The sequence below is a fragment of the Aeromonas sp. Y318-3 genome, from assembly GCF_027706185.1.
Lineage (GTDB): Bacteria > Pseudomonadota > Gammaproteobacteria > Enterobacterales > Aeromonadaceae > Aeromonas > Aeromonas veronii.
Map to the genome: position 1 here is coordinate 211,985 of NZ_JAPDCN010000006.1, position 20,590 is coordinate 232,574.

Below are 20,590 nucleotides of genomic sequence, written 5' to 3' on the forward strand. Positions count from 1 at the left end.
AAAGCCCCGAGCGGCGAACCGTTCGGGGCTTTTGAGATGGGGCGATCAGCATGCAGACTGACCGACGATGGAGAGATGCTAACGCTGGGGTAGGTGAAAGGCAACTATCGGCGAGCCTGGGCCAGGCTCATCGCCTGATAGGCCGCCGCACCATCTGGTGCCTTGTTGAGCGTCGGCTGTCCATTAGTAAATGGTGCAATAACCGTATTCACGGCCGCCTCTTCTGCTGCGCGGTAGTTGTGCGGTTTATTTTTACCCCCTTCCATATTGCGCACCTTCTCAGCAGACACCGCCGCTTGCTTGGCTGCCTCCTCTTTCGCAACAGCTTGGCGCCATAACTCAAAGGCACCGTCCATTTTTTCCGGGCTTTCAAGATAGCTGCCAAGCCACCCCCCCTGCTCAGCCTCCCTCATAAACTGCTGGCGTTCAGGGTTGCTCTGGCTCCACTGCTCAGGATTGACACCAGAGGGTGCCGCACCAGGTGTCCCGCCAGTATTCACCCCGTAGACAGACGGCAAGCTTTCTCTGGCCTCATCAAATGCCGCTTTGACCGTGGCCGGATCCCCGCCATCGGCCAGCGCCTTGGCTTCTTGCTTGTGGAGATCAGCCAGGGCAGCCTTCAGCCCTTTATAGTCAGCCGGTGGATTAACACCGGTCTGTACAAGAAAGTTCTCCCATTGTTCTGGGTTTTGCTGGATCTGCTGGCTGACCTGGCGCGCCTTGCCGAAGTATTGAATCAACCTCTGGGGGGTGAGCTCCTTGACGGGGTCGCTCGGGTCACCAGTTCGGCCCTCGGTTATAGGGGCATCTTTGACAGTTTCTTCACCAGTCTTTGGGTTGATGTAGGTCACAGGGGCCTGAAGGAAGAATGTCCCGCGGCCTGTTGGAACAACCTCCACCTCTCCATATGACTTAATTACTCCTGTGGGGGTGACGGTCCCAATACCTTTTTCGAGATTGCCCTTGACCATATAGGTCAGAGCTTGCGTCATCTCGGGAGTATTAATTGCCTCACGCATTTTCCCCATATCCCAGACCCTGGCGTCCGGGTTGTTAATGATTGCTTTCATCCCTTGATAAACAGTGTCAGAACTCCGGTGCCATTGCGGGTCACCAAACACGCGGTATGGATTTCGCCCGGCGGCATATTCATGGTTCAACAAAGCATCTTGCTCTGGTGTAATTTGCTCTCCTCGCCCCAGCGCTGCTGTCGCCATATTGAACGGCACCTCATTGTCGAGCCACCACTGGTCCCGATTGTTCTTTGCCACGGCCAGTGCGTGAGACTCTTGGGCCCTTTTATTTTGCTCCACGTTAAGGCTCAGCATCGCGTTGGCGCGCTTATTATCCAACTCCAGTTGTTTTTGCCGTCCTGCGTATTCTAAGTTCCATCTGTCGTCGTCAACCTTATGGCGACCTCGGTTATATTTGGTTTCGTCCTCATACCGAGCGTCATCCTTTTTCTGCCGCTCCTGCTCGTTCTGCCACATGGCATCACGCAGGCCCATTGACCTCTCCATCCGCTCATCTTCTTTCTGGCCCCGCTGGTAGCGGTCCATGGTGTTGAAGCCAGCCAGAAAACCTTCCGCCAATCCCGATACGCTCATCATGCCCCCTTAAAACAAGCTGTCTGCCAGAAACCCAACCCCAGCACCTGCCAGTGCGCCCAGAGGGCCACCGAGTGAACCCGCCATGCCCAACACGGCGCCCATCGATGCGCCAGTACCGATTGTGCTCAGGGTTTGCCCCTTGCGAGCGGTCTTGAGACTCTTGTTGGCAGCCTCCATCTCCGACTCTCGGTTGGCAGCATCGCGCAACCCCGCCAGGCCTTGCTGGCGTGTCTGGCCGCCGATATCCAAAATGCCGTACCCCATCACACACCCCCTCCGGTTTTGATTGCCTCACGCAGCCCCGCATCCGCGCCGGTCAGGATCCCCATTTGCCGGGTCTGCTCCTGTTCACGCAGGCCGTTCTCGGTGCCTGCCGTCATCAGTGCCATGCGCAGCCCCTGGCTGTTATCGTTGGCATTGCTGCTGGTGCCCAGCCCCATCCGCGCATTGCGGTTGGCCGTAGCCTGCTGAGCTGAGCGGAGCGCGTTGGCGTTGTTCTCATCCACCCGTCCAAGTTGCTCCCGCAGAAGCTGACCGTTGGTGGCCAACTCCATCAACTCCTGCTGCTTGGGGTAGAAGCGTGTCTTCCAGTCCTGGTACTGCTCTCGGGTGATTTTGGCGTAAGTGTCTGCGGCGTAACCCATGGAACCCCCTTAGTAACCCTTGCCCTGCAGCACGGATGCAGTCGGGCTGATTTTCTTGATCTCCGTTGCAGCCGGTGCTTTCAGGCTGGCCAGCCCATACGAGGTGGCGGCTCCTGCCAGGGTCCCCACCAAACCAGCCGTCGCCTGCTGGCTTTGGTAAGAGCTCTGTGCATCACTGGTCGCCTTGCGCAAGCTGGTTGTGGCCACATCCCCCATACCAGCCAGCGATTCAGCCTTCTGCCCCGCGCCAATGCTCACCACGTCCTTGAGCCCAGCAACATACTTGTCCTGCTGGCTGGATTGGGCCCGGTTGGCGGTGTCCGTCTGGCTCAATGCCTGGTCAGTTGCCAGGCCTTCCATTGCCTCCTGGTACCGGCCACTGGTCGGGTCTGCCCCGCTGGCAGCCATGGAATCAGCCAAGCCAGCTCGGGCCTCGCCAAAAGTTTTCGCGGTGCCAAGCGCTGCGGTGCCCGCCAGTTTGTAGAACTCCCCCTCGCTGTTGAGGTCATCCACCTTCTCGATGAAATAGTCCTCATACTGCTGCAGGTCGTTCTTATAGAGACCCCACTGCTCCATGGCCACACCGGCTGCAGCCTTCTGAGCCTCGGTCTCCTGAATTTCGTTCGAGCCACCCTTCCCCATCACCTACACCTCATAGGTTGATCTGAAACACATAGAGCCCATCAGCATCATCCGGCTGACGGACCCATCCCATTCTTGGCGCAACCTTGAGCCACCCCTTACGCGCCGAGTGGAAGCGCAGCCAGCGTGCCCCAATCAGGCGTGCCAGGCGTTTCACTTCCGGCAGGTGCCGCTCAGGTGCCCCGCCATGCCCCCACCCCACCCAGACCAGGACACCGATCACGCCATCTTCTGCCTGTGGCTTGAGCACAAACCCGTCATCACCACGCACAAACAAAAACGCCATCCGGTTTCGGATGGCGTCTTGCAGTTCGACAGATAGGCCAGGGTTACCTGTATCCGTTGAAATACGGGTGATAGGGTTTCGAACCATGCTCATCATGCCAAACACACGATCGATAAACAGGAGCTCGAAGCATAGGCATAATCTTTATTATCTCGGTCATAGCTGATCGTGTACGCTTGGTTGGCTGCCAGCAAGAACTCAAAATTCTTGTTCATTGTCGATCCCTGGCCGATACCGTAATCTCTCGCGGTCAAGGAACCCCTTTCTACGCCATTGATGTAAACTCGCGCAGTTGTAGTTGATGACCCGCTTGAAACGGTCAGCATAAAAGTACATTTTCTGGCAAATGGCATCGCAGGTAACTGTACTGGGGAGGCTGGATTCAAGGCATACGTCCTGACAATGTCACCCACAATTTTCTGTGCATAGACAGTCCCCTTCACTTCACAATCCTGCTCAATCGTGCAGTTGCCTATGGTCATATTGCGAACATAGCCGCCCTCGGCATAGAGACGATTTGTGTAGAGCGAGCCATCGGCATAGATGATCGTATGCCACGTCCATGACCAACCACCATATGGCCCGCCTTTACCGAACCCTGCTGCCCCGCCAGACAGGAAGGCATTGCCCATATCGATGGAACCGCCCGAGATCGCAGGCGCCGACATGCTGACCCCTGCTTTGATGTAGTCCGCCGTGATTTTCTCGGAAGTCAGGATCTGGATGGTGGCTTTGCGGATAATGGCCTCGGCAATGACCGCCTGGCCATTGTCGATGGCAAACAGCGGCGCCATGGGCGTTGAACTATTCGGGTTGAATACGAACACCTGAGAGGCAGAGATAGCCACCTGGCTGGTGCCGTCCGACTTGGCAACCAGGCCGATCCCGGCGGTGATCTGGCCCGCGCTGGCTTTCGCCGTCCACATTGCCTGGGCTCCATTTTGCAAGTTGGCAATCGCCTGGCTCTGTAGCTGGACGGCTGCCGCGTTGGATGCGATCCGTGGGTCGTCAGTGGCGACCCAAGCAGTACCGCTGTAACGGTACGGCCTGTTGTTGTTGGCTGTGTCAAACCACAGATCACCGGTGCCCATCGCTGAGCCTGGAGCAGTGGCTTGGAAGAACGTTTTATTCTTACTACCTGCAACAGCAGATACCGTATCAATCTGGCTGCCGAGGGCTTGCATCGCATCGGCACGGGCGACTGACTCTGCCGTGATCTGGCCTTGGAGTTGCTGATCTCCCTGCTGATAGTTTGCCGTTACCTGCTGGATCTGCTGTGCCATGGCCGAATCTGCATCAGCCCGCGCCTTCACTTCGTCATTGATGGCAGCAGCATTTCTCGCAACACCCTGTGCGACTTGATCAGCGCTTGCCTGAGCTGCGGCCGCGGCTTGAGCTGCATCGATCGCGACCTTGTCTGTTACTGCAACCCAGGCTGACCCACTCCACCGCTTCGGAGTGTTGGTGCCGCTGGTCGTATCAATCCAGAGATTCTGAGCAAGCCGATCTGCTACTGCTGGAGCTGCTGACTGAATGAGCACCTTGCCCTTTCCATTGGCTATCCCCGCAGCAGCCGCTGCATCCTCTTTTGCCTGGTTTGCACTACTCTGGGCTCCTGCCGCAGCGGTGCCCGCCGATTCTGCTGTGGCCTTCACCTGACTCAATTGCTCAGAAAGAGACTGGTTTGCTTCAGCACTAACACGGGACACTTCATCGATGCTGGCCGCCAGGGCCTGCTCCGCCCCCTTGAACTCTGCATCCAAGGTGGACAACTGTTCAGCCAGCGCGCTATCAGCATCGCTCCGCGCCCGCACTTCAGCTGCAACAGCAGCATTCGTCGCGGCGTCCGCCGCTTTGAACTCGCTATCAACAACACTGATCCGCTGTGACAGCGCCTCATCAGCCGTCGCCCTAACCAACTGCTCATTGGTGATCTGCGCCCTGATCTCCCCATTCTCAGCATCAAACTCAGCGGTCAGTTGCTCAACAGTCCTGGCTTGCGCCTCCTGTTGATTCGCCAGCGTGCTCTGCTGTTGGAGAATAACGCCGCGAGCCTTTCGGTTCTCTCGGTCACGTTCATCCCCGGCCAAGGCACCTTCAACCTGGCTGACGGCACCGACAACGATCTCCGACTCCATCTTGTCCTGGCGTTGGCTGAGCGACGCCTCATTGCTCACCACGGCCTGCCGGAGCTCGGTGATGCTGGCCGAGTTCTCTCCGACCGTCACATCAAGGGTGCTGATCCGTTCACCAAGCGCTCGGTCTGCATCTGCCAGGGCCTTGCTCGACTCGGAGAGGGAGGTAGACAGCGCCGCATCGGCGGCCTTGAACGCAGCATCTACAGTGCTAATCTGCTGGGCAAGCGCCTCATCTTTTGTTGCCCGAGCCAGCTCCTCGGCCGCAACCCTCGCATTCGTATCCTCGAGGTCGCTGCTGAACTGCGTCTCCACTTCGGCAACTCGCCTCGAAATGGCCTCATCGGCGGTGACCCTGGACGACTCCTCCTGAGTGATGTTTGCAGCAAGCTCTGCCGTGGCGCTCGAGAACCTCGCAGCCAACTGGTCCTGGCGCAAGGACAGGGCCTCGTCCGCGGTGGCACTCGACTGTGCCAGCGACCGGATATCGGCATTGGCCTGAGCATCAGCCGCCCTGAACTCCGTTGTGACATTATCAATGCGCTGCGCCAGTGCAGAGTCTGCGTCAGAGGTTACCTTCTCAACCGACGAGATCCTGGCTTGAGTAGCGGCATCCTTCGCCTCAAACTTCACTTCCATGTCTGTTGTGCGCTGAGCCTGCGCCTGCTGCTCCGTCAGGATCACTCTCTGCTCTGTACGGATGGTCCCGAATGCCTTCCTGGTCTCCCGGTCGCGCTCATCCACGGCCAGGGCACCATCGATAGCGGCAGATGCGTTGTCATCATCCTGTCCACGCTGCAGCTCCAGCTCCGCAGTGATCGCGTCGAAGCGGCCAGCAGTGATGCCGCCGTCATCTTCGATGATTTCCTCGAGCGCCTGGATCTTGGCCTCTGATGTCTCCGCCCTCACTTCGAGTCCACTGACCCGCTGTGCTGTCACCTGATCGCTTTCCGCCGAGACCCGTGCCAGCTCAGTGATGCTGGCCTGAAGAGTCTCATCGCCCTGGGCGATCTGGGCCGTCAGCCCATCAAGGCGCTGCGCCTGGGAACTCAGCTCATCGGCATGCACCGTCAGTTTGCTTTCGGCATTGGCAAGTCGCACACCCTGGGCATCCACCTCCTGCTTGGTCGCTTTCTGAGTCAGCTCCCCTTTTGTCGCATCAAGCTCCTGACCGATCTGGGTAACCCGCTGCTGTTCGCCTGTGAACTCCCCCCGAGTGACGGTTTGGCTCAGGCTGGCGTCCAAGCCGTTGATGCGCTGCTCTGCCTCTGTGATCCGCGAGCCTTGGCCGTCAACGGTGACATTGTCTGCCTTGCTGCTGATCTGGCCGGCGACAGCATCCAGTCCCTGATGGACTTCCGTGATTGAGGTGCGCAGCTCCTCGCGCACCGCATTGACGGCATCCATGGTGATGCTGCCGTTTTCAGGATCGACGACAAACACCGCATCGCGGAACGAGTCGAAATCCCCCTTGTACTTATCGAGCTTCGCATTCAGGCGATCCTGCACCAGCCCGATTTCGATGCTCGACATCCCCAACTGCTGCTGGGCATCATCCAGCAGCTCTTGAGCTACCTTCTGGCGCTCATCCAGCCCGGCCAGCTCCTGCTCAATACTGGGGATCTTGTCCTCGATGGCGGCGACCTTGGGACGAATGACCTCGATCTCATCAACCTTTGGCTTCAGGATCGTAATATCCAGCTGCAGTTGGGGGACTTGCTCTATGGGCCCCAGCAGCGCCTGGGCCAGGTGGCTCTCCTCTATCTTCCCCTGCAGTTCGTCGAGAATATCCTGCACATCCCGGCTGGTTTCAGCCTCAACGCCCTGCACGCCCTGGAAGGGCCCCCTGTCATCCTTGCCGTTGACGAAGCACACCCAGTAGTAAAACTTCGCTCCTTTACCAATCGCGTCAGAGAAGAGGTTGGCCGACGCCGTTCCCACCAAGGTGGCATCAGCTTGGTTGTTGCTCTCAGCTCGCCATATCTCGGCGTGAGCATGCCCCCGGTACTGCGGCGGATCCCACTCCACCAGGACCGTGTGAAATGCGCCATTGGCGATCACATTGACCGGGGCGTGAGGAAACTCCATCTGGCCCGGAGGGAAAAGGTCTGGGTTCTTGCCGGGGACATAAACGCCGCCAGCACCAGGGCGCAGCGTAGACAACCCCAACGCCGCCAGCTCCCTGAACGTGACGGCCTTATCAAGGCGATCGCCACGCTGCCCAGTGAGCAGCTCTACGTTTTCTGCTGTAGCCGCCTGGTCTCGGCCTGCTCGATATGCGGGTTTCTTGGCCATCAGATCACCATCTCCGCCATGCTGCTCGCCATAGTGATGCGGCTCACCACCGAGGTACCGAAGACCTCTATCTGCCAGAACCGGCCACGCACAGGGGGCAACCTGAACGCCCCGGGCACCAGGTTGCCAGGGGACAGCTCCATCACCTGCTCCCCGTCAACGAACAACTTGATCCCGACCAAGCCAACATCCTGAGCCAACACCCGGCAGCAATTGAAAGACGTTCCCTCTGGCACCATGAAGAGCTTCGACCGCCAGATGAATTGGCCATTGCTGGCGCACCCGCCCCGCCAAATCTGCAAGCTTCGGCCCTTGGCAACGTAGAGGGAGTCGCTCTCCATATCGGAGACAGCGGCATCCCACCGGTTCGTCAGCTCACGCAAGTCGCCACTTTTCGGGTCAAAGATGAATGCGTGAGTGTCAGTGATGCCCACATATTTGCCCTCGTGGTGCCATGCCCGCATAGTTTCAGGCTTCATAGCGCGCCACTGCTTGCGGGTGATGATCTGCTCTGTCACCACTTGCCCACCGTTGGCGCCGATACCTACCAGCCCGTCTGGGGAGGCAAAGAGCACCACCCCATCCATGGCGACCATAGAGCGACCGCTGACACAGGACTGCGGCAGTTGGCTCAGCTTCTGAGTGGTCACGGATGCCGGGCTCACGCCCTGGGCAAGATAAGGGTATCCCTTGGTTCCGACCACCAATGTGGTGTCGATGGCGGCGATCGCCACAATGTCGTGCTCGGTGGTCAGCCGGTACTTCTCCGGCCAGGCGTAGGGAAGGTAGGGTTCGCACAGGTAGAGGGAGTTACCAGCAAACCCCGCACACATGCCATTCGCCATTTGACACATACCGCGCATACCGTCGGGCGGCATGGTGTAGTCGTAGGTCTCCAGCACGGCGCCCAGCTCCCCATCCTCCCGGGTATCGACAAACGACGCCTGGGCGATCGGCAGCTCGGCAACCAGCAAGTAATCCGCCAAGCCACCACCTGAAACAGACCGGTAGACCCGACGCTTGGTGATGTTGTTGTTCTGGGCGTTCGGCGGGCTGAGCATCAAAGCAACAGATGATCCCGGGATCCCGATATTCACCTTTCCACTGGCCGGGCCTGGGGGGCCTTCCTCCCCCATCGCAGTGACGAAGGTATCCACGTAGAAGCGGGTTTCGTCATCGGTCAGATCATCATCCACTCCACCAACAGGCGGAGTGATGGCGCCAATCCCGACCGGAACACCTGGGGCTGGAATGCCTAACCGATACCACGCCGTCGGCTTGTTGCCGCCGCCAGTGGCGATCTGGGCATGAGTCACCTTGGGGTATTCGCCGTCCGTGTAGTAAACCCGGCCATACGGGTCCTGAGCGATTGGGGAGCGGATGGCCTCCACCACCTTGTTCCAGGCGAACCAGTGCTGGCCATAGTGAAAAAGGGTGGTAGGTACGATAGGCAACTCAACGCCCGCGCTGGCGTCATCTTCCAGCGGGGAGATAACGCCATGGTCAAAATGGCAGTCACGCGCAATCACCGCGGCCTCATCAGACAAAAGGTGTGGCTCCACGCGCGGCATAGTCCCTCGCATGGTGACGATATCGAGTACGGGCATGGGGATCTCAGAGAGGCAGAAACGAAAAAGCCCCACTCGTGAGAGCGGGGCCATGATGGGTAAATCCTAACGCTGGGCGCGTCAGGAGGCAAGGCTCACTTCCCGATACCTTCTATGCCCAGACATACTGGGGCGTGTCTACGTTGACAGTCACCGGCGCCAGGGAGGCGGCCAAGGCGGCATCGGTAGTGCGCACGTTGGCGTGATAACCGGGGACGGCCTCCCGCACCTCCAGCTCGATGCCATCGACGGTCTGCACCGCGCCATTGGGTCGGGTGACCATGCCGGGTGGTAACAGCTGCAGCGATGCGTTGGGGTGATATAGGGAGCCGGTTTCGCTGTCCTTGATAAAGCCAGCAGCGATCAGCGCCTTTGTCATGGCTGCCTTATCGGCCGCCTTGAGGTTGAGGTCTATGAATTGGGTCATACCGCTGTCCTCAGTTGTTCGTTGCTGATAGGGTGCTTGCTCCACATCCTAAGGTTTCGGATATGGCCATATGTCGCGATGTTGAAAATGTTTGTGTTCATCAGCACGATCCGATTATTGGCTGACGATCCGAAGCTCGACACCGTAACCGGCGAGCCTGCTACACCATCCAGCATTACGTTTAAGGTAAAGTTGTTCATCCGCATGGCTGCTCGGCCCGCCAATTTCCCGGCGACACCAGCAACGAAGCCAGTGCCCAGCACGCACTGCAACTGACCGCCGTCACTCAGCGAGAGGTGCTGACGGTCTGCGCCACCCGAATTGTCAAAGTCAACAAGTCGCGTGAAACCTACGCCAGGAACGCGACCAAGCAGATCAAACTCACAAGCGACGGCATACATCCCACTAATAAACCGGTTTCCGGCGGCAGGTAGCCAAGCCTGATCGGCGGCGCGAGTGACCGCTGCGCCATTGGTCGGGATGTAAGAGCTGGCGAATGGCAGGTTCTCTACCTGCACACCACCAACGACAGCAGTCCACACGGCAGATGGCAACCCTATCCGGTTAAATCGGATAAACACCGTCTGGCTGCCAGTACCGCTGACAGTGAACGGAACAGACACCCGATAGATGCCGTCTCCCGTTTTACGTATCACAGCGCGATCGCCAATATTCACACCGTTTGCCGCATAGATACCGATGCAGTTTTCCGGCGCAGAGGTATCTCCCGCCTCCACCTTAAGGTGGGTCGAGTAGGTATACGTCTGGCCGCCGGTGAGTGTGAGAGATGTCTGAATTAGGTTGGCATTGGTCTCGCCATTATTGGTCGCAAACGAGATGCGCTGACCCGTCATCGGCAGCACGCCAGACACGTTATTTGTCAGCGTCTGGAAGCTGGCGTTTGCAGTGAAAAACGTTGCTCCCTCTGAATAGACAACAAGATTCTGGCTCTGCCCCTCCAGCAACAGCCCCTCTTTCTCAAAGCGCGGCTCATTCGCGGCAGCGGTTTTAAGCTGACCATCCTTGCCAATGTAGGTCGCTGTGGTGCTGCGGCTGAAATTCACCATCCTGGCCACCACATCCGACCCCACAACCACATCACGCCCATAGCCGGTAAACAGCCGCAACGAGTCGGTCAGCGGCGCCCACACATCCGGCAGCGGCAGGGCCGACGCTGCGACAATATCGCCAGCCAGAGCAGCGCTCGCGGCGGCCTTGTCTGCCTCCGTCTTGGCTCGGGCAGCCTGGCCCTCCCCTTCACTGGTCACACGCTTCCACGGGATCAGTGTTTGCTTGGTTCCATCCGGTGCAGTCACCTCAACAGTGGTGGCAGTGCTCGTCAGCAGCGCCTGAAAAGCATCGCTCTGCTGCTGATAGGCACTCAGCGTGGCGGTCAGTCGGCGGGCGAACTCCGGAACGGAATCCGAGAAAGTCGTGATGATCTCGTAGGCTTTGCCCGTGGCAGTAACACCACGGTAGGCCTGCACCAGATACAGCTCCGTGTTGGACACCACGTAGTCCACCTCGTAGAAATCCACCGAGGTACCACTGGTGATGCAAAAAAGGTGGCCCTTGGCCACCCCGTTCTTGGTGTCTGCGAAGGTGGTCCCGGTACCGGTCACCTTCTTGTTGCCATTGGTGACAGCCACCGTACCGTCACGCTTCCACACTCCAGCCATGACGCCCCCTTATTGCCCGGTCACGCGGGAGAAGCCTTCGGTCTTGCGCTGCTCCAGGTTGGCGTCAACCTGGGTCTTTTCACCCAGCTGCTGCAGGTAGGCGTTGTAGTGGCCAACAGCCCGATTGGAATTGGCGCTGTATTCGGAGTCCTTCGAGAAGGCCCGGTACATGATGAAGTCGATAAGCGGGTTGATGTAGATGTCATCCAGATCGGCCAGCGCCGGCGTGCCCACGTTTTCCACGTCCGTCAGCACCTTGGATTGCGGCGCTACGGAGTAGATCACATCCACCTTCACTGCGGCGGCGGGGCCCGGGTAGAGATAGAAGTTCTTGGGGTCCCGATCGTCATAGGTGTAGGCGGCCACACTGGTGCCATCCTTGCCTGCATGCCAGTCAGGGTAACTGTCATCGAGGGCGCGCCGCGGCACGAAGCGGATCACTTTGCCGTCGGCGTTGCGCAGCACCTCGATCAGCCGCAAAGCATCTGCTGGCAGAGTCTGCTTGGTACCAGAGGCGCAGTTGAACTGAACGTTCTTGGTGTGGGCGTCAGGACGCATCAACACGATCGCCTTAGCGGCATCGTTGTAGTAGTCCAGCAGCTCCTGCTTGGGCCAGCGAACCCAGGTGCGATCGTTGAGCAGGGTATTTACCCGCTTCAAGATCGAGTCAACGGTAACGGTTGCCATGTGTGGAGTCCTTTAGAAAAAAGAGTGTTTGCGGGGCGGGTTGTGAAATTCAACTTGGGTCGGGGCGCTGTGCTCTTTGCGGAACCGGCCGGCGCGGCGCCAACCTTCGACGAACTCAGCCCGGTGGTACCCTGCACGCTTAGGGTCAGACCAGGGGCGGTCTGGCTGGGCATAGAGCAAGGCAGCGACGCCATGGGCAATGGAATCAGCGTGATCGTGGTAGAGCTGGGCTGGGAGATCGGTGGCACCTTTGACCGGGGCAGCCACATACCAGATCCGCGCATTGCAGAGATCTGTCAGGATGCTCAGCTCATTGGCCGACATGGCGAAGTAGTCACGCCCACTGACAAATGGCGCGCCCCCTTCACCGGTCAGGTGCAGCACATTGCACGATGTCATCCCGCTGATGTTGCAGACCTCCACCAGGCTGCCGGCTGACGCGCTGGGCAGCAGTCGGTCAAGGGTCAGCAAGGCCGACTCCCGGCAGAACGTGATGGCCGCCTCTATGACGGCCTCACTCAGCATGACTTCGAGCGGGCCGGTGATGTGCAGCCTGACAGTGGGCAGGAACTGCTCACGCGACACCATCTGCATGCTATTCCCCCTGCTCTGCCAGCTTGGCCTTCAGGGCATCACGCACGCGCACCCGGTAATCGGGCACCTTTTCTTGCGGGCCCTGTGGCTCGATATCCAGATCTTCCCCTTCCACCAGGGTGGCCAGTTGGGCAGAGGTCATCTTGGCCAGATCGCGCTCACCGACCACCATGCTCTGCTCTTCCGCCAGGCGGGCCTGCTCGGCGGCGAGGCGCTGAAGCTCCAGGGCTTCCATCTCGGCAACAGTCTCCTGCCGCTCCAGCTCGCCAGCCAGTGCCTCATGGCGGATCCAGACGCTCGGGAACTCCAGCAGTTGCATGGCGATGTGACTCTCCACATCCACTGCGGTATGGCGCGGGAAGACCAGGCGGCTGCCGGTGACCGTGTCTTTCTTGCTCGGCTTGTCGCCGATGTAAACCACGGCAATCTTGTCGCTCATGGCGATGACTCCTATTTAGAAACGAAAAAGCCCGGCACAGGGCCGGGCGGACAGTGATCGGCAGCCTTACAGGTTGCCGACTACCTCGTAATGCAGTTTGAGCTTGACCGTGCCCGTCGCAGCGCCGCCGCCAACCGTGAGGGTGAGCTCCTGGTCAGGCTCGGTCAGCAAGTCATCGACCGGGTAATACTTTGCCACCGCCCCCACCGTACTCTCGGCGTTGATGATGGTGGTCGTGCCGATCTTGGCGGTGATGGTGGTACTCGCGCCCAGCGCAGTGCTGAACATCGTCACACCCACCACTTTCAGGTTGGGCTCCACCTTGTCACCGTATGCGACAACATCGCCAGCGGGTACGGCAGCCAGCTTGGCTACCAGGGTCGGGGAGATAGAGAGGTTGCCGAACGCGCCGACAAACCAGCGGTACGCTCGGGCGAGCAGGGTAGTCTTGGCCATGATATGGCTCCTTGTCTGGTCAGATAGTGATGTGATGGGGCCGTGAAGCCCCATGGGTCAGCGGCTTAGCGGCCGACGGCGCTGACGGCGGTATCCAACACCATGCAGCCATGGTCCTGAATGTTGCCGTTGCGCTGCTTGAAGCGGATCTTCTGCAGACCGGACACCCAGCTGATGGAGATCTCGGTGCTGTTGTCGTGGTCGGTCTTCTCTTCGTGCATGCCGAAAGAGCCGCCCTTCTCGCCAGAGCCAAAGGCATTGGCAAGCGCCTGACCACCCAGCAGCACGGCGCGGTCGATGGTGGTGCCTGCTACCTTGTCCACTTCCACGCCGGTCGCGGAGTTGGCGGCGCACACCTTGACGGTGCTGCCTTGGTTGAAGCGGATCGGCATGCCCTTGTAGGGCTTGACCAGGATGCCGCGCCACATGGCGCCTTCCCCACGGAAGATGGGGTGGTTCCAACCCTTGCTGCGCTCAATTGAGGCCGACAGCATCGCCTGCCAGTCCTTGCCGGAGGTTGAGGTGTAGAAGTCGTGCCACTGGCGCGGGGTGACATAGAGCACGTAGAGCGGCTCGCCACCGGACGGGTCGGAGACCATGCGGATCGGCTGGATGGGGTTGGCCATCTCGGACAGGAACAGCGACATGTTGTCCACGCAACCCAGATTGAAGCGGTCAGCCGCGTCGATGCCTTCGAAGCTGGTCGCATCACCACCGAAGAAGTGGCGTTCGTAGGTCGGCGCCGTCAGCGAGTTGATCATGATGTCGGCAAACTCGGGATCATCCGCCAACGGCAGGATGATATCGGTGGCCGAGTAATCGCCACGGGCACCAGCCAGCTGAGCAAAGCCACGCTGGTCAACCAGGCGACCGTAGTAGCCATCACCCAGCAGCACGCGAGCCGTCTTGATCAGGTCGTGCTTGGTGCGCTTCTGGCTCATCTTGCCGCCCGCGTCCACGCCATGGCGGGTCTGGTTGATCTTGAGCGAGAAGTCCGCGAAGGACATGCTCTCGAGGCGCCCTGCCAGCTTCTTGTCACCCATGGTCGGGCGGCCAGACAGTTGGTGGAACAGCTGCATGTCCACTTCATCCCCGGCGCCTTTGCCAAGGTCGGTGATGCGCACCACGGGGGCGCCGGCGCTGGTCTGTTTGCCGCCATTGACTTTGGCGCCCTTGGGGGCCTCTTCGGTCAGCATGTTCACCAGCGAATGAGAACGGTTGGCCGCCGTGAACAGTGCGGCCTGCAAAATCTTGTTGGCTTGCGCCGAGGTGACTTGGGTCATGGTCCTCTCCTACATGAAAACAAAAACCCCGACACAGTGGTCGGGGTTGGCTTATTGAAATGGGTGGTGGGTTAGTACCCGGCCTGCTCCAGCAGCGCCTCCATCTGGGCGTCCGTCATGGCGCCCATCTCGCCGATAAGCTCGGCCTGAGACATGGCGCCATAGCGCTCCACTCCAGTGGGGGCGGCATGATGGGTCTGGCCGAGTGCCGAAGGGCTGGACGGGATGAAATCGGCAGGCTTATCCGCCTCCTTGCCGGGTGCCTTGGTGGGAGGAATAACCTCATCACCAAAGGCCAGCTTGGTGCGGCGCGCCGCCTCTGCGAATCGCTCATCCAGCGACTTGCCTTGCCACGCGGGATCAGCCTGGAGCTTTTCATCGACGATGATGGCGAAGTCGAAACGGTCCTGGTCCTTTTCCCGCCAGCTCACCAGATCAGGTACCGCCTGCAGTGCGGCCTGTACCTGGTTGATAGCGGGTTGGGCGGGCTGCTCCAACTTCTGCAACTTGCGGGCGATGGCCGCCAGCGGCTTGCCAAGGTCGGGGTAGTCCTGGGCCAGTTCCTCAATAGCAGCGACATCGATGCTATCGGGATCGCTGGTGTCCAGCTCAATGCCGTTCTGCTCTAACACGGCGGCCAGCTTGTCCCGTTCGGCTTGGGCCTGCTGCGACTGAGCGAGCTGCTCACGCAGTTGCTTGGCTTCATTGCGTGCCTGCTCCAGCACTTCATACGGGATGGTGTGTTGACCGCTCTTGGCCAGGATCACCTTCTCAGGCTCCGCGACCCCTTCACCGCCCTGCTCGGTACTGCCATGTTCGTTACCGGCTGCCACCTCGCCCGCCGACGGCGCGGGTTGTACGTCCGTTTGCTCGGTGCCAGTGCCATCATCCAGCTCGCCATCGGGCTCACGCTCGATCGCTTCCAGCATGGCTTCCAGTTCGTCCAGGCTCTCAGTGCCGGTCAGGTTGTCGATGTTCTTATCCATGGTTGTCCTCGTGGGTTTTCAGTGGGTGGTATCGCTGCCCAAGCGGGGGAAGGCTCTCGGTAAAAGCGCTCCCCGGCTGGGGCTGGGCATAAAAAAGCCCGCACAACGCGGGCAAGGGTTGCCGTCTATCGCTAAAGATTCGCTAAATGGCACTTGAGCCGCCAGCCTTCCAGCTTCCACAGCTCTTGGCGGGCCTTGGCTTCGGCATCCTTGATGGCGTACTTGGCGCCAAACTCGGCGTTGAAGTTGGCCGGGTCCGCACAGGCGGTCATGCCGATGGCCAGGGTGAAGCCGTTGGCAGCAATGGCGGTAGCCAGCGTGGTTGTGGTGCCAGGCACAACCTGCACCTCATAGCGAACACCACTCATCAGAGCGTCAATCTGGTCAGGGGTGACGCGCGGCGCGGTCAGTCCGAGAGTCTGGATCTCGCGCTCCATCTCAGCATCTTCTTCACTGGCGCACACGGCCGGTTCTTCGATCATGAGGTATCCACCCTCAAACACATCTTTCGGGCTGAATGACACATAGTCGTTCTCATAGAGCACGATGTAGTCACCAATGCTGGGGGTAAAGCGGGCAACCATGTCAGGGGTAACCATGTAGGGAATGGTGATATCGGCATTGAGGGGGCTGGAGATGTCGATCATGAAGCTGCCATGATCATCACACGGATGAATCTCGGAGATTACTGCCGCATGAACCTTCTTGTGCGACTGGAACTCGGCCATCGCGTTACGGATGAGGATAATGCCACCATCTTCACTGAGGGCTGCTTCAAGTACACCTTTCAACTCAACCTTGTCGGTCATGTCCAGCTCCAAATAAAAAACCCGGCACAATGGCCGGGTCTGGAAATGAAAAAGGCCCAATCTCGAGAGACTGGGCCATGTTGGGGAAATCGTAACGCTGGCAGGTCAGGAAAGCAACTATCAGAGCGCGATGGCGTCGATCTGCTGCTGGATGCTCTCCAGCAACTGCGCCTGCAGCACGGCCTGCTCCCCCTGGATGCTCTGCTGCTCGGCAGCAAGGCGCTCCATCTCCTGAAGTGTCTTGCCAGTCTGGGCCTGCTTGAGAGCATCCTCAAACCGGATGGAGTCGGTCAGCTTGGCGATGCGCTGAGCCTCTGCCTGCCACTTGGCGGCTTTGCCTTCCAGTTCTGCCAACTTGGCCTGCATCTCGCGCATGGCCAGCTCCTGCTGCATCTGGGCCTGCTGAGCCTGTTGCTCGGCAGCGGCGCGCTCCTCATCGCTCATCTCGTCCGGGTCTTTCGGGATGTTCAGGGCATTGCGGATCCGCTCCACGAACTCTGCCTTGCGCGGTACATCCATCAGCTCGACCAGCAGGTCAAAGCAGGCACCTGCAGCCTCTGGCGGAAGTTGGGACATAGCCTGGGTCATCCGCTCGGCCAGTTGTTGCTTGTAGGCGGCAGTCTGCTGGATCGGCGCCAGTGCGATATGTGCCCGCAGCCGGGTCACATCATTGGTGAGTTTGCCATCCTCCTGCTCCACGTTAATCACCACAGCCTTGCGGCGGCGCGGGTCATCCCGGTTCACTGTCACCTTGTAGTTGCGCTTGCTGGCCATGTCTTCCAGCAGGTACGCCAGCGCCAACTGCCCCACTTGCTGGCAGCCCATCCGGTAGTTGTCGTTGATCTCGGAAAGCGTGGTCGCCCCCTGCTCCACCAGGTTGCTGATAGCCACGCCGGACTGCCCGGTGGAGCCCTGCCCCAGGAAGGCGGCATACACCCCCATGGTGTCCTGGATCAGCTTCACCGAGTCCTGCATCACCTGAAACTGCTGGGCCGCCACGTTGAAGTCCTGCTCCACCTTGAAGGCATCGCTCACGCTGGTCTTGTTGGCGCGATCCGGGTTGAGCTCGATGTAGCCATCCGGGCGCTCCACCTGCTCAAGCACCTGGTCCCGGCTCATGTTCGTGGCGTCCTTGTCCATGATCACGCGCTTGGCCTGCAGCAGGAACGTCAGCTTGATGCGCCGCAGGTTCACCTCGTCCTGCGCCGGCATGGCTCGAGCAATCAGCCCATAGGGTTCGCCGGTGCGGTCTTTGCGATACCCCCAGAACGGCACCAGCGGGTACATGTTGTGGGGAGCAGAGCAGGGTCGATCAACCAGATGATGAGGGCCGACGAACCAGGATTCCCGGATCACGGCCACCGGGCAGCGTTCCAGCTTGGCGCGCCCCATGGCCACAGCAGCGAGATGCAGTTGATTGGTCTTGTCGTATTCCAACGCCCGGCCTGAGTCGAGCTTCAGCACCTGACGCATGGTGTAGGTGCGGTAGTAGACCACTTGCAGCAGCACCCGGTCCCGCTCCCGGCTGCACCACTCTATCTCCTTGCCGCTGAACTGACTCCACTCGTCATAGGCACTGACTAGGTTGGGATCCAGCCCCTCGATGGCGGTCAGGCTCACGATGCCCTCCCAGTCGTTCACGCCCCACTCCAGCGCCTTGGCCTTGCTCGGGAACATGGTCTTGGCCTCATCCAGATCGACCCAGCGGCGGCGCATCACCCAGCGGCAGTCGCTCAGGTCTGGCTCCCGGCTATGCCAATCCCAGTACACCTCGTCTCGGTGGACGTTGCTGAACTTGTAGCGCGGGCCGAACGGGTCATCGCGGCGGCATACCTCAACCCAGCCCACACCGGTCTTTATCTGGCCGCCATACGCCTCGCCTCGGGCGCGGTCCAGTCCACCCAGGCGGCACATATCGGCATATTCAGCGTTGACGGCCTCCGCCAGCTGCTCCAGCTCGTCGTCGTGGTCATCGGCGATCACCATCAGATCGGTGCGGCTCTTGGCCTCCATCCCCAGCACGCCGTCGATAGTCGGGGCGATGAGGTTGTGGATCGTGATGGGCTGCCCGCGTTCATCGAGTGCCTTTTTTACCGCAGGTGGCAGTTGGTCGTTGTCGTAGTAAGCGCAAGCTCGATTGGCAAGGCTTCGCCAGTCCGGCTGGCCGTTGATATCGCTCATCAGTTTGAGCAGGCGCGGGGTATCGAGGCCGCCTTTTTCAGGGGCCTTGGGTTGGGCGTTGATCATCAGTTGGCCATCCAGTGCTTGGGTTTGCGGAAGGATTCAGGTTTGACGATGCGGGCCGGCATCCGGGCACGCATCTCTTGGGCAATCATGTAGCTCATGAGCTGGTCGTCGTAGCAGCCGTCCTGGGCGTTCATGCTGCCGCTCTTGTCGTAGACGTAGGTGGTGGCTTCGGAAATGGTACCGATCCAGCGGATCCCGGACTGCCCGGCACGCAGCAGGGCCTTGAGGCCATCAACCAGGATCGGCTTGGACTGCCGAGTGGTGAGCCAGCCGAGGCGCGGGGTCTCGTCGTCGCGGTCCCGGTCGATGTGCTCCTGGGTGTAGATGCGTCGGGTCGGGTAGATTTCACGGAGCTTGAGCAGCACAGCGTGGCCGTGGTTGTTGCGCTCCGGGCCGATGTAGGCCGGGCCATGCTCTGCGGTGCCATAGAAGCGGCCAACGTGGGCAAGCAGTTGAGCAAACAGCCCGGGATCCAGATGCCCGAACCAGTGTGCCACCTGCCGGCCGTCACTCTTGGCTGTCACGTCGAGGCTTGAGCGGTCGCCGTGCTCCAGCCCTTCCGCCACGTCGGCGCCGATGGCGTAATCCTCGTCGGGGTCTGGCAGCTCCCAGACCAGCAGCATGTTCTCGAGGGAGCGCTGGCCACGCTCGTCCAGCTTCTCAGGCTTACGAGCCTTCTCCCGCTTGCCGGTCACCGGGTCGATGTCGTAGACGATGAGCGGGGCCATGCAATCGCCCTCGGCATCCATGGTATGGATGGGGTCGAACACCCGGCGCCCAGAGGTCAGGAAGGCCTCCAGCGGCGTGCTGGGGAACTCCTGCTTCATCTCGGCGCCCAAGGTGGACTCTTTCAGCACGTACCATTGCCGCTGCTCGTCGCTGATGGTGCAGCTCATCGCCTTCTCCACCGCGGCGAAGTATTCCGCTTGCGCCTTGCTCATCACCACACCGGAAGCGGGGACGTCGGTGCGATACTTGGGGTCCTGCCACCAGGCGAAGAAGTGGAACTTCCAGTCGAGCTGACTGAGTTCACCGGATGCCCTGACCAACTCGAGGGACTTCATGCTCATAGCGTGGAAGTCGCCCCCCACCCCTTCGGCCGTGCTCTCGATGAAAGCCACGGCGCCCGGGTGGATCGCCTGCAGCGTCCCGGTTCGCACCTCCTTGGCCTTCTCCGGGTACTTGGCGCAGATCTTCCCGTGCTCGGAGACATGCAGGCGCTGCACGGTACCGGAGCGGAAGGATGTGGCCACCTGAATGCTGGAGCCGTGCCGGAACAGGATATGACCGCCATTCGCCCCGCCGCGCCGGGTCACCACCTTGAACTGGGCCTTGAGCCAGCCGGGCAGGTTATCGAACGGGACTTCAATCTTGGTGCGGTAGATCTCACCGGCGGCCGTCAGGTCCTGGGCGATGATCCCGCACTTGAGGTTCTTGTTGAACAGCGCCTCGTCCAGCAGATAGATGTCGATGGCCGTGGAGAATCCGAGCTGGCGCGCCTTGAGGACGATGTTCAGGTACCACATGGTCCGGAACAGCAGCTCCTGCGCCGGGCGCAGCCGGAAGCGCACCAGCTGGCCCTGCTCGTTCTCGATCATGTAGAGGTTGTTCATCCGCCACCACTTATCGCTGAGCTTCGAGCGGATGTAGGCCATCTGCTCCTGCTCAGTCATGGCGGAGGTGTCGAGTTCGGTCATCGTGGGATCTCAGGCAATAAAAAACCCGCCGAGGCGGGTTGGTGTTGTTGAAGCTGTGGCTACTTTT

At 60.0% G+C, this 20,590-nt stretch carries 18 protein-coding genes; all 18 read right to left on the minus strand.

The window, feature by feature from the left end; all coding sequences use genetic code 11:
* Positions 1–104: 104 nt before the first annotated feature.
* The gene (locus tag OKB77_RS10650; RefSeq protein ID WP_270817582.1) at positions 105–1,610 is read right to left on the minus strand and encodes a hypothetical protein; all 1,506 of its coding nucleotides are present in this window, start codon (positions 1,608–1,610) and stop codon (positions 105–107) included.
* Positions 1,611–1,616: 6 nt separating this feature from the next.
* Positions 1,617–1,874 (minus strand): bacteriocin, encoded by a 258-nt coding sequence (locus OKB77_RS10655; protein ID WP_203762482.1) that lies wholly within the window; start codon positions 1,872–1,874, stop codon positions 1,617–1,619.
* Complete coding sequence (locus OKB77_RS10660) at positions 1,874–2,254, minus strand: hypothetical protein (RefSeq protein WP_103858409.1); 381 nt, start codon at positions 2,252–2,254, stop codon at positions 1,874–1,876. Before OKB77_RS10660 ends, OKB77_RS10655 begins: the two co-directional genes overlap by 1 nt.
* 9 nt (positions 2,255–2,263) lie before the next feature.
* Entirely contained in the window at positions 2,264–2,896 is a 633-nt protein-coding gene (locus tag OKB77_RS10665) for a hypothetical protein (protein WP_270817623.1), read from the minus strand.
* A gap of 10 nt (positions 2,897–2,906) precedes the next feature.
* Complete coding sequence (locus OKB77_RS10670) at positions 2,907–3,182, minus strand: hypothetical protein (RefSeq protein ID WP_270817583.1); 276 nt, start codon at positions 3,180–3,182, stop codon at positions 2,907–2,909.
* Positions 3,183–3,274: 92 nt separating this feature from the next.
* On the minus strand, positions 3,275–7,612 hold the full coding sequence (locus OKB77_RS10675) for a phage tail tip fiber protein (RefSeq protein ID WP_270817584.1): 4,338 nt from the start codon (positions 7,610–7,612) through the stop codon (positions 3,275–3,277).
* Positions 7,612–9,159, minus strand: a complete 1,548-nt coding sequence (locus OKB77_RS10680; protein WP_270817585.1) for a hypothetical protein — start codon at positions 9,157–9,159, stop codon at positions 7,612–7,614. Before OKB77_RS10680 ends, OKB77_RS10675 begins: the two co-directional genes overlap by 1 nt.
* A gap of 172 nt (positions 9,160–9,331) precedes the next feature.
* Entirely contained in the window at positions 9,332–9,646 is a 315-nt protein-coding gene (locus OKB77_RS10685; RefSeq protein ID WP_270817586.1) for a hypothetical protein, read from the minus strand.
* The gene (locus tag OKB77_RS10690) at positions 9,643–11,325 is read right to left on the minus strand and encodes a phage head spike fiber domain-containing protein (protein ID WP_270817587.1); all 1,683 of its coding nucleotides are present in this window, start codon (positions 11,323–11,325) and stop codon (positions 9,643–9,645) included. The genes OKB77_RS10685 and OKB77_RS10690 overlap by 4 nt, the downstream gene beginning before the upstream one ends.
* Before the next feature lie 9 nt (positions 11,326–11,334).
* Entirely contained in the window at positions 11,335–12,012 is a 678-nt protein-coding gene (locus tag OKB77_RS10695) for a phage adaptor protein (RefSeq protein WP_270817588.1), read from the minus strand.
* Positions 12,013–12,024: 12 nt separating this feature from the next.
* Positions 12,025–12,606: a hypothetical protein gene (locus OKB77_RS10700; protein WP_270817589.1), complete on the minus strand. Its 582-nt coding sequence runs from the start codon at positions 12,604–12,606 to the stop codon at positions 12,025–12,027.
* A gap of 1 nt (position 12,607) precedes the next feature.
* Positions 12,608–13,045: a hypothetical protein gene (locus OKB77_RS10705; RefSeq protein ID WP_270817590.1), complete on the minus strand. Its 438-nt coding sequence runs from the start codon at positions 13,043–13,045 to the stop codon at positions 12,608–12,610.
* A gap of 66 nt (positions 13,046–13,111) precedes the next feature.
* A complete protein-coding gene (locus tag OKB77_RS10710; protein WP_045789770.1) occupies positions 13,112–13,501 on the minus strand; it encodes a hypothetical protein in 390 nt (129 codons plus the stop codon).
* A gap of 65 nt (positions 13,502–13,566) precedes the next feature.
* The gene (locus OKB77_RS10715) at positions 13,567–14,784 is read right to left on the minus strand and encodes a phage capsid family protein (protein WP_270817591.1); all 1,218 of its coding nucleotides are present in this window, start codon (positions 14,782–14,784) and stop codon (positions 13,567–13,569) included.
* Between the two features lie 71 nt (positions 14,785–14,855).
* Positions 14,856–15,770 carry a hypothetical protein gene (locus OKB77_RS10720; protein WP_270817592.1) on the minus strand — a complete coding sequence of 305 codons (915 nt, stop codon included), beginning with the start codon at positions 15,768–15,770 and terminating at the stop codon, positions 14,856–14,858.
* 131 nt (positions 15,771–15,901) lie between these two features.
* Positions 15,902–16,579, minus strand: coding sequence for a Gp49 family protein (locus OKB77_RS10725; protein WP_270817593.1), 678 nt, complete (start codon positions 16,577–16,579; stop codon positions 15,902–15,904).
* 120 nt (positions 16,580–16,699) lie between these two features.
* Positions 16,700–18,826: a CHASE3 domain-containing protein gene (locus tag OKB77_RS10730; RefSeq protein WP_270817594.1), complete on the minus strand. Its 2,127-nt coding sequence runs from the start codon at positions 18,824–18,826 to the stop codon at positions 16,700–16,702.
* The gene (locus OKB77_RS10735) at positions 18,826–20,523 is read right to left on the minus strand and encodes a terminase (RefSeq protein ID WP_270817595.1); all 1,698 of its coding nucleotides are present in this window, start codon (positions 20,521–20,523) and stop codon (positions 18,826–18,828) included. The genes OKB77_RS10730 and OKB77_RS10735 overlap by 1 nt, the downstream gene beginning before the upstream one ends.
* Positions 20,524–20,590: the final 67 nt, after the last annotated feature.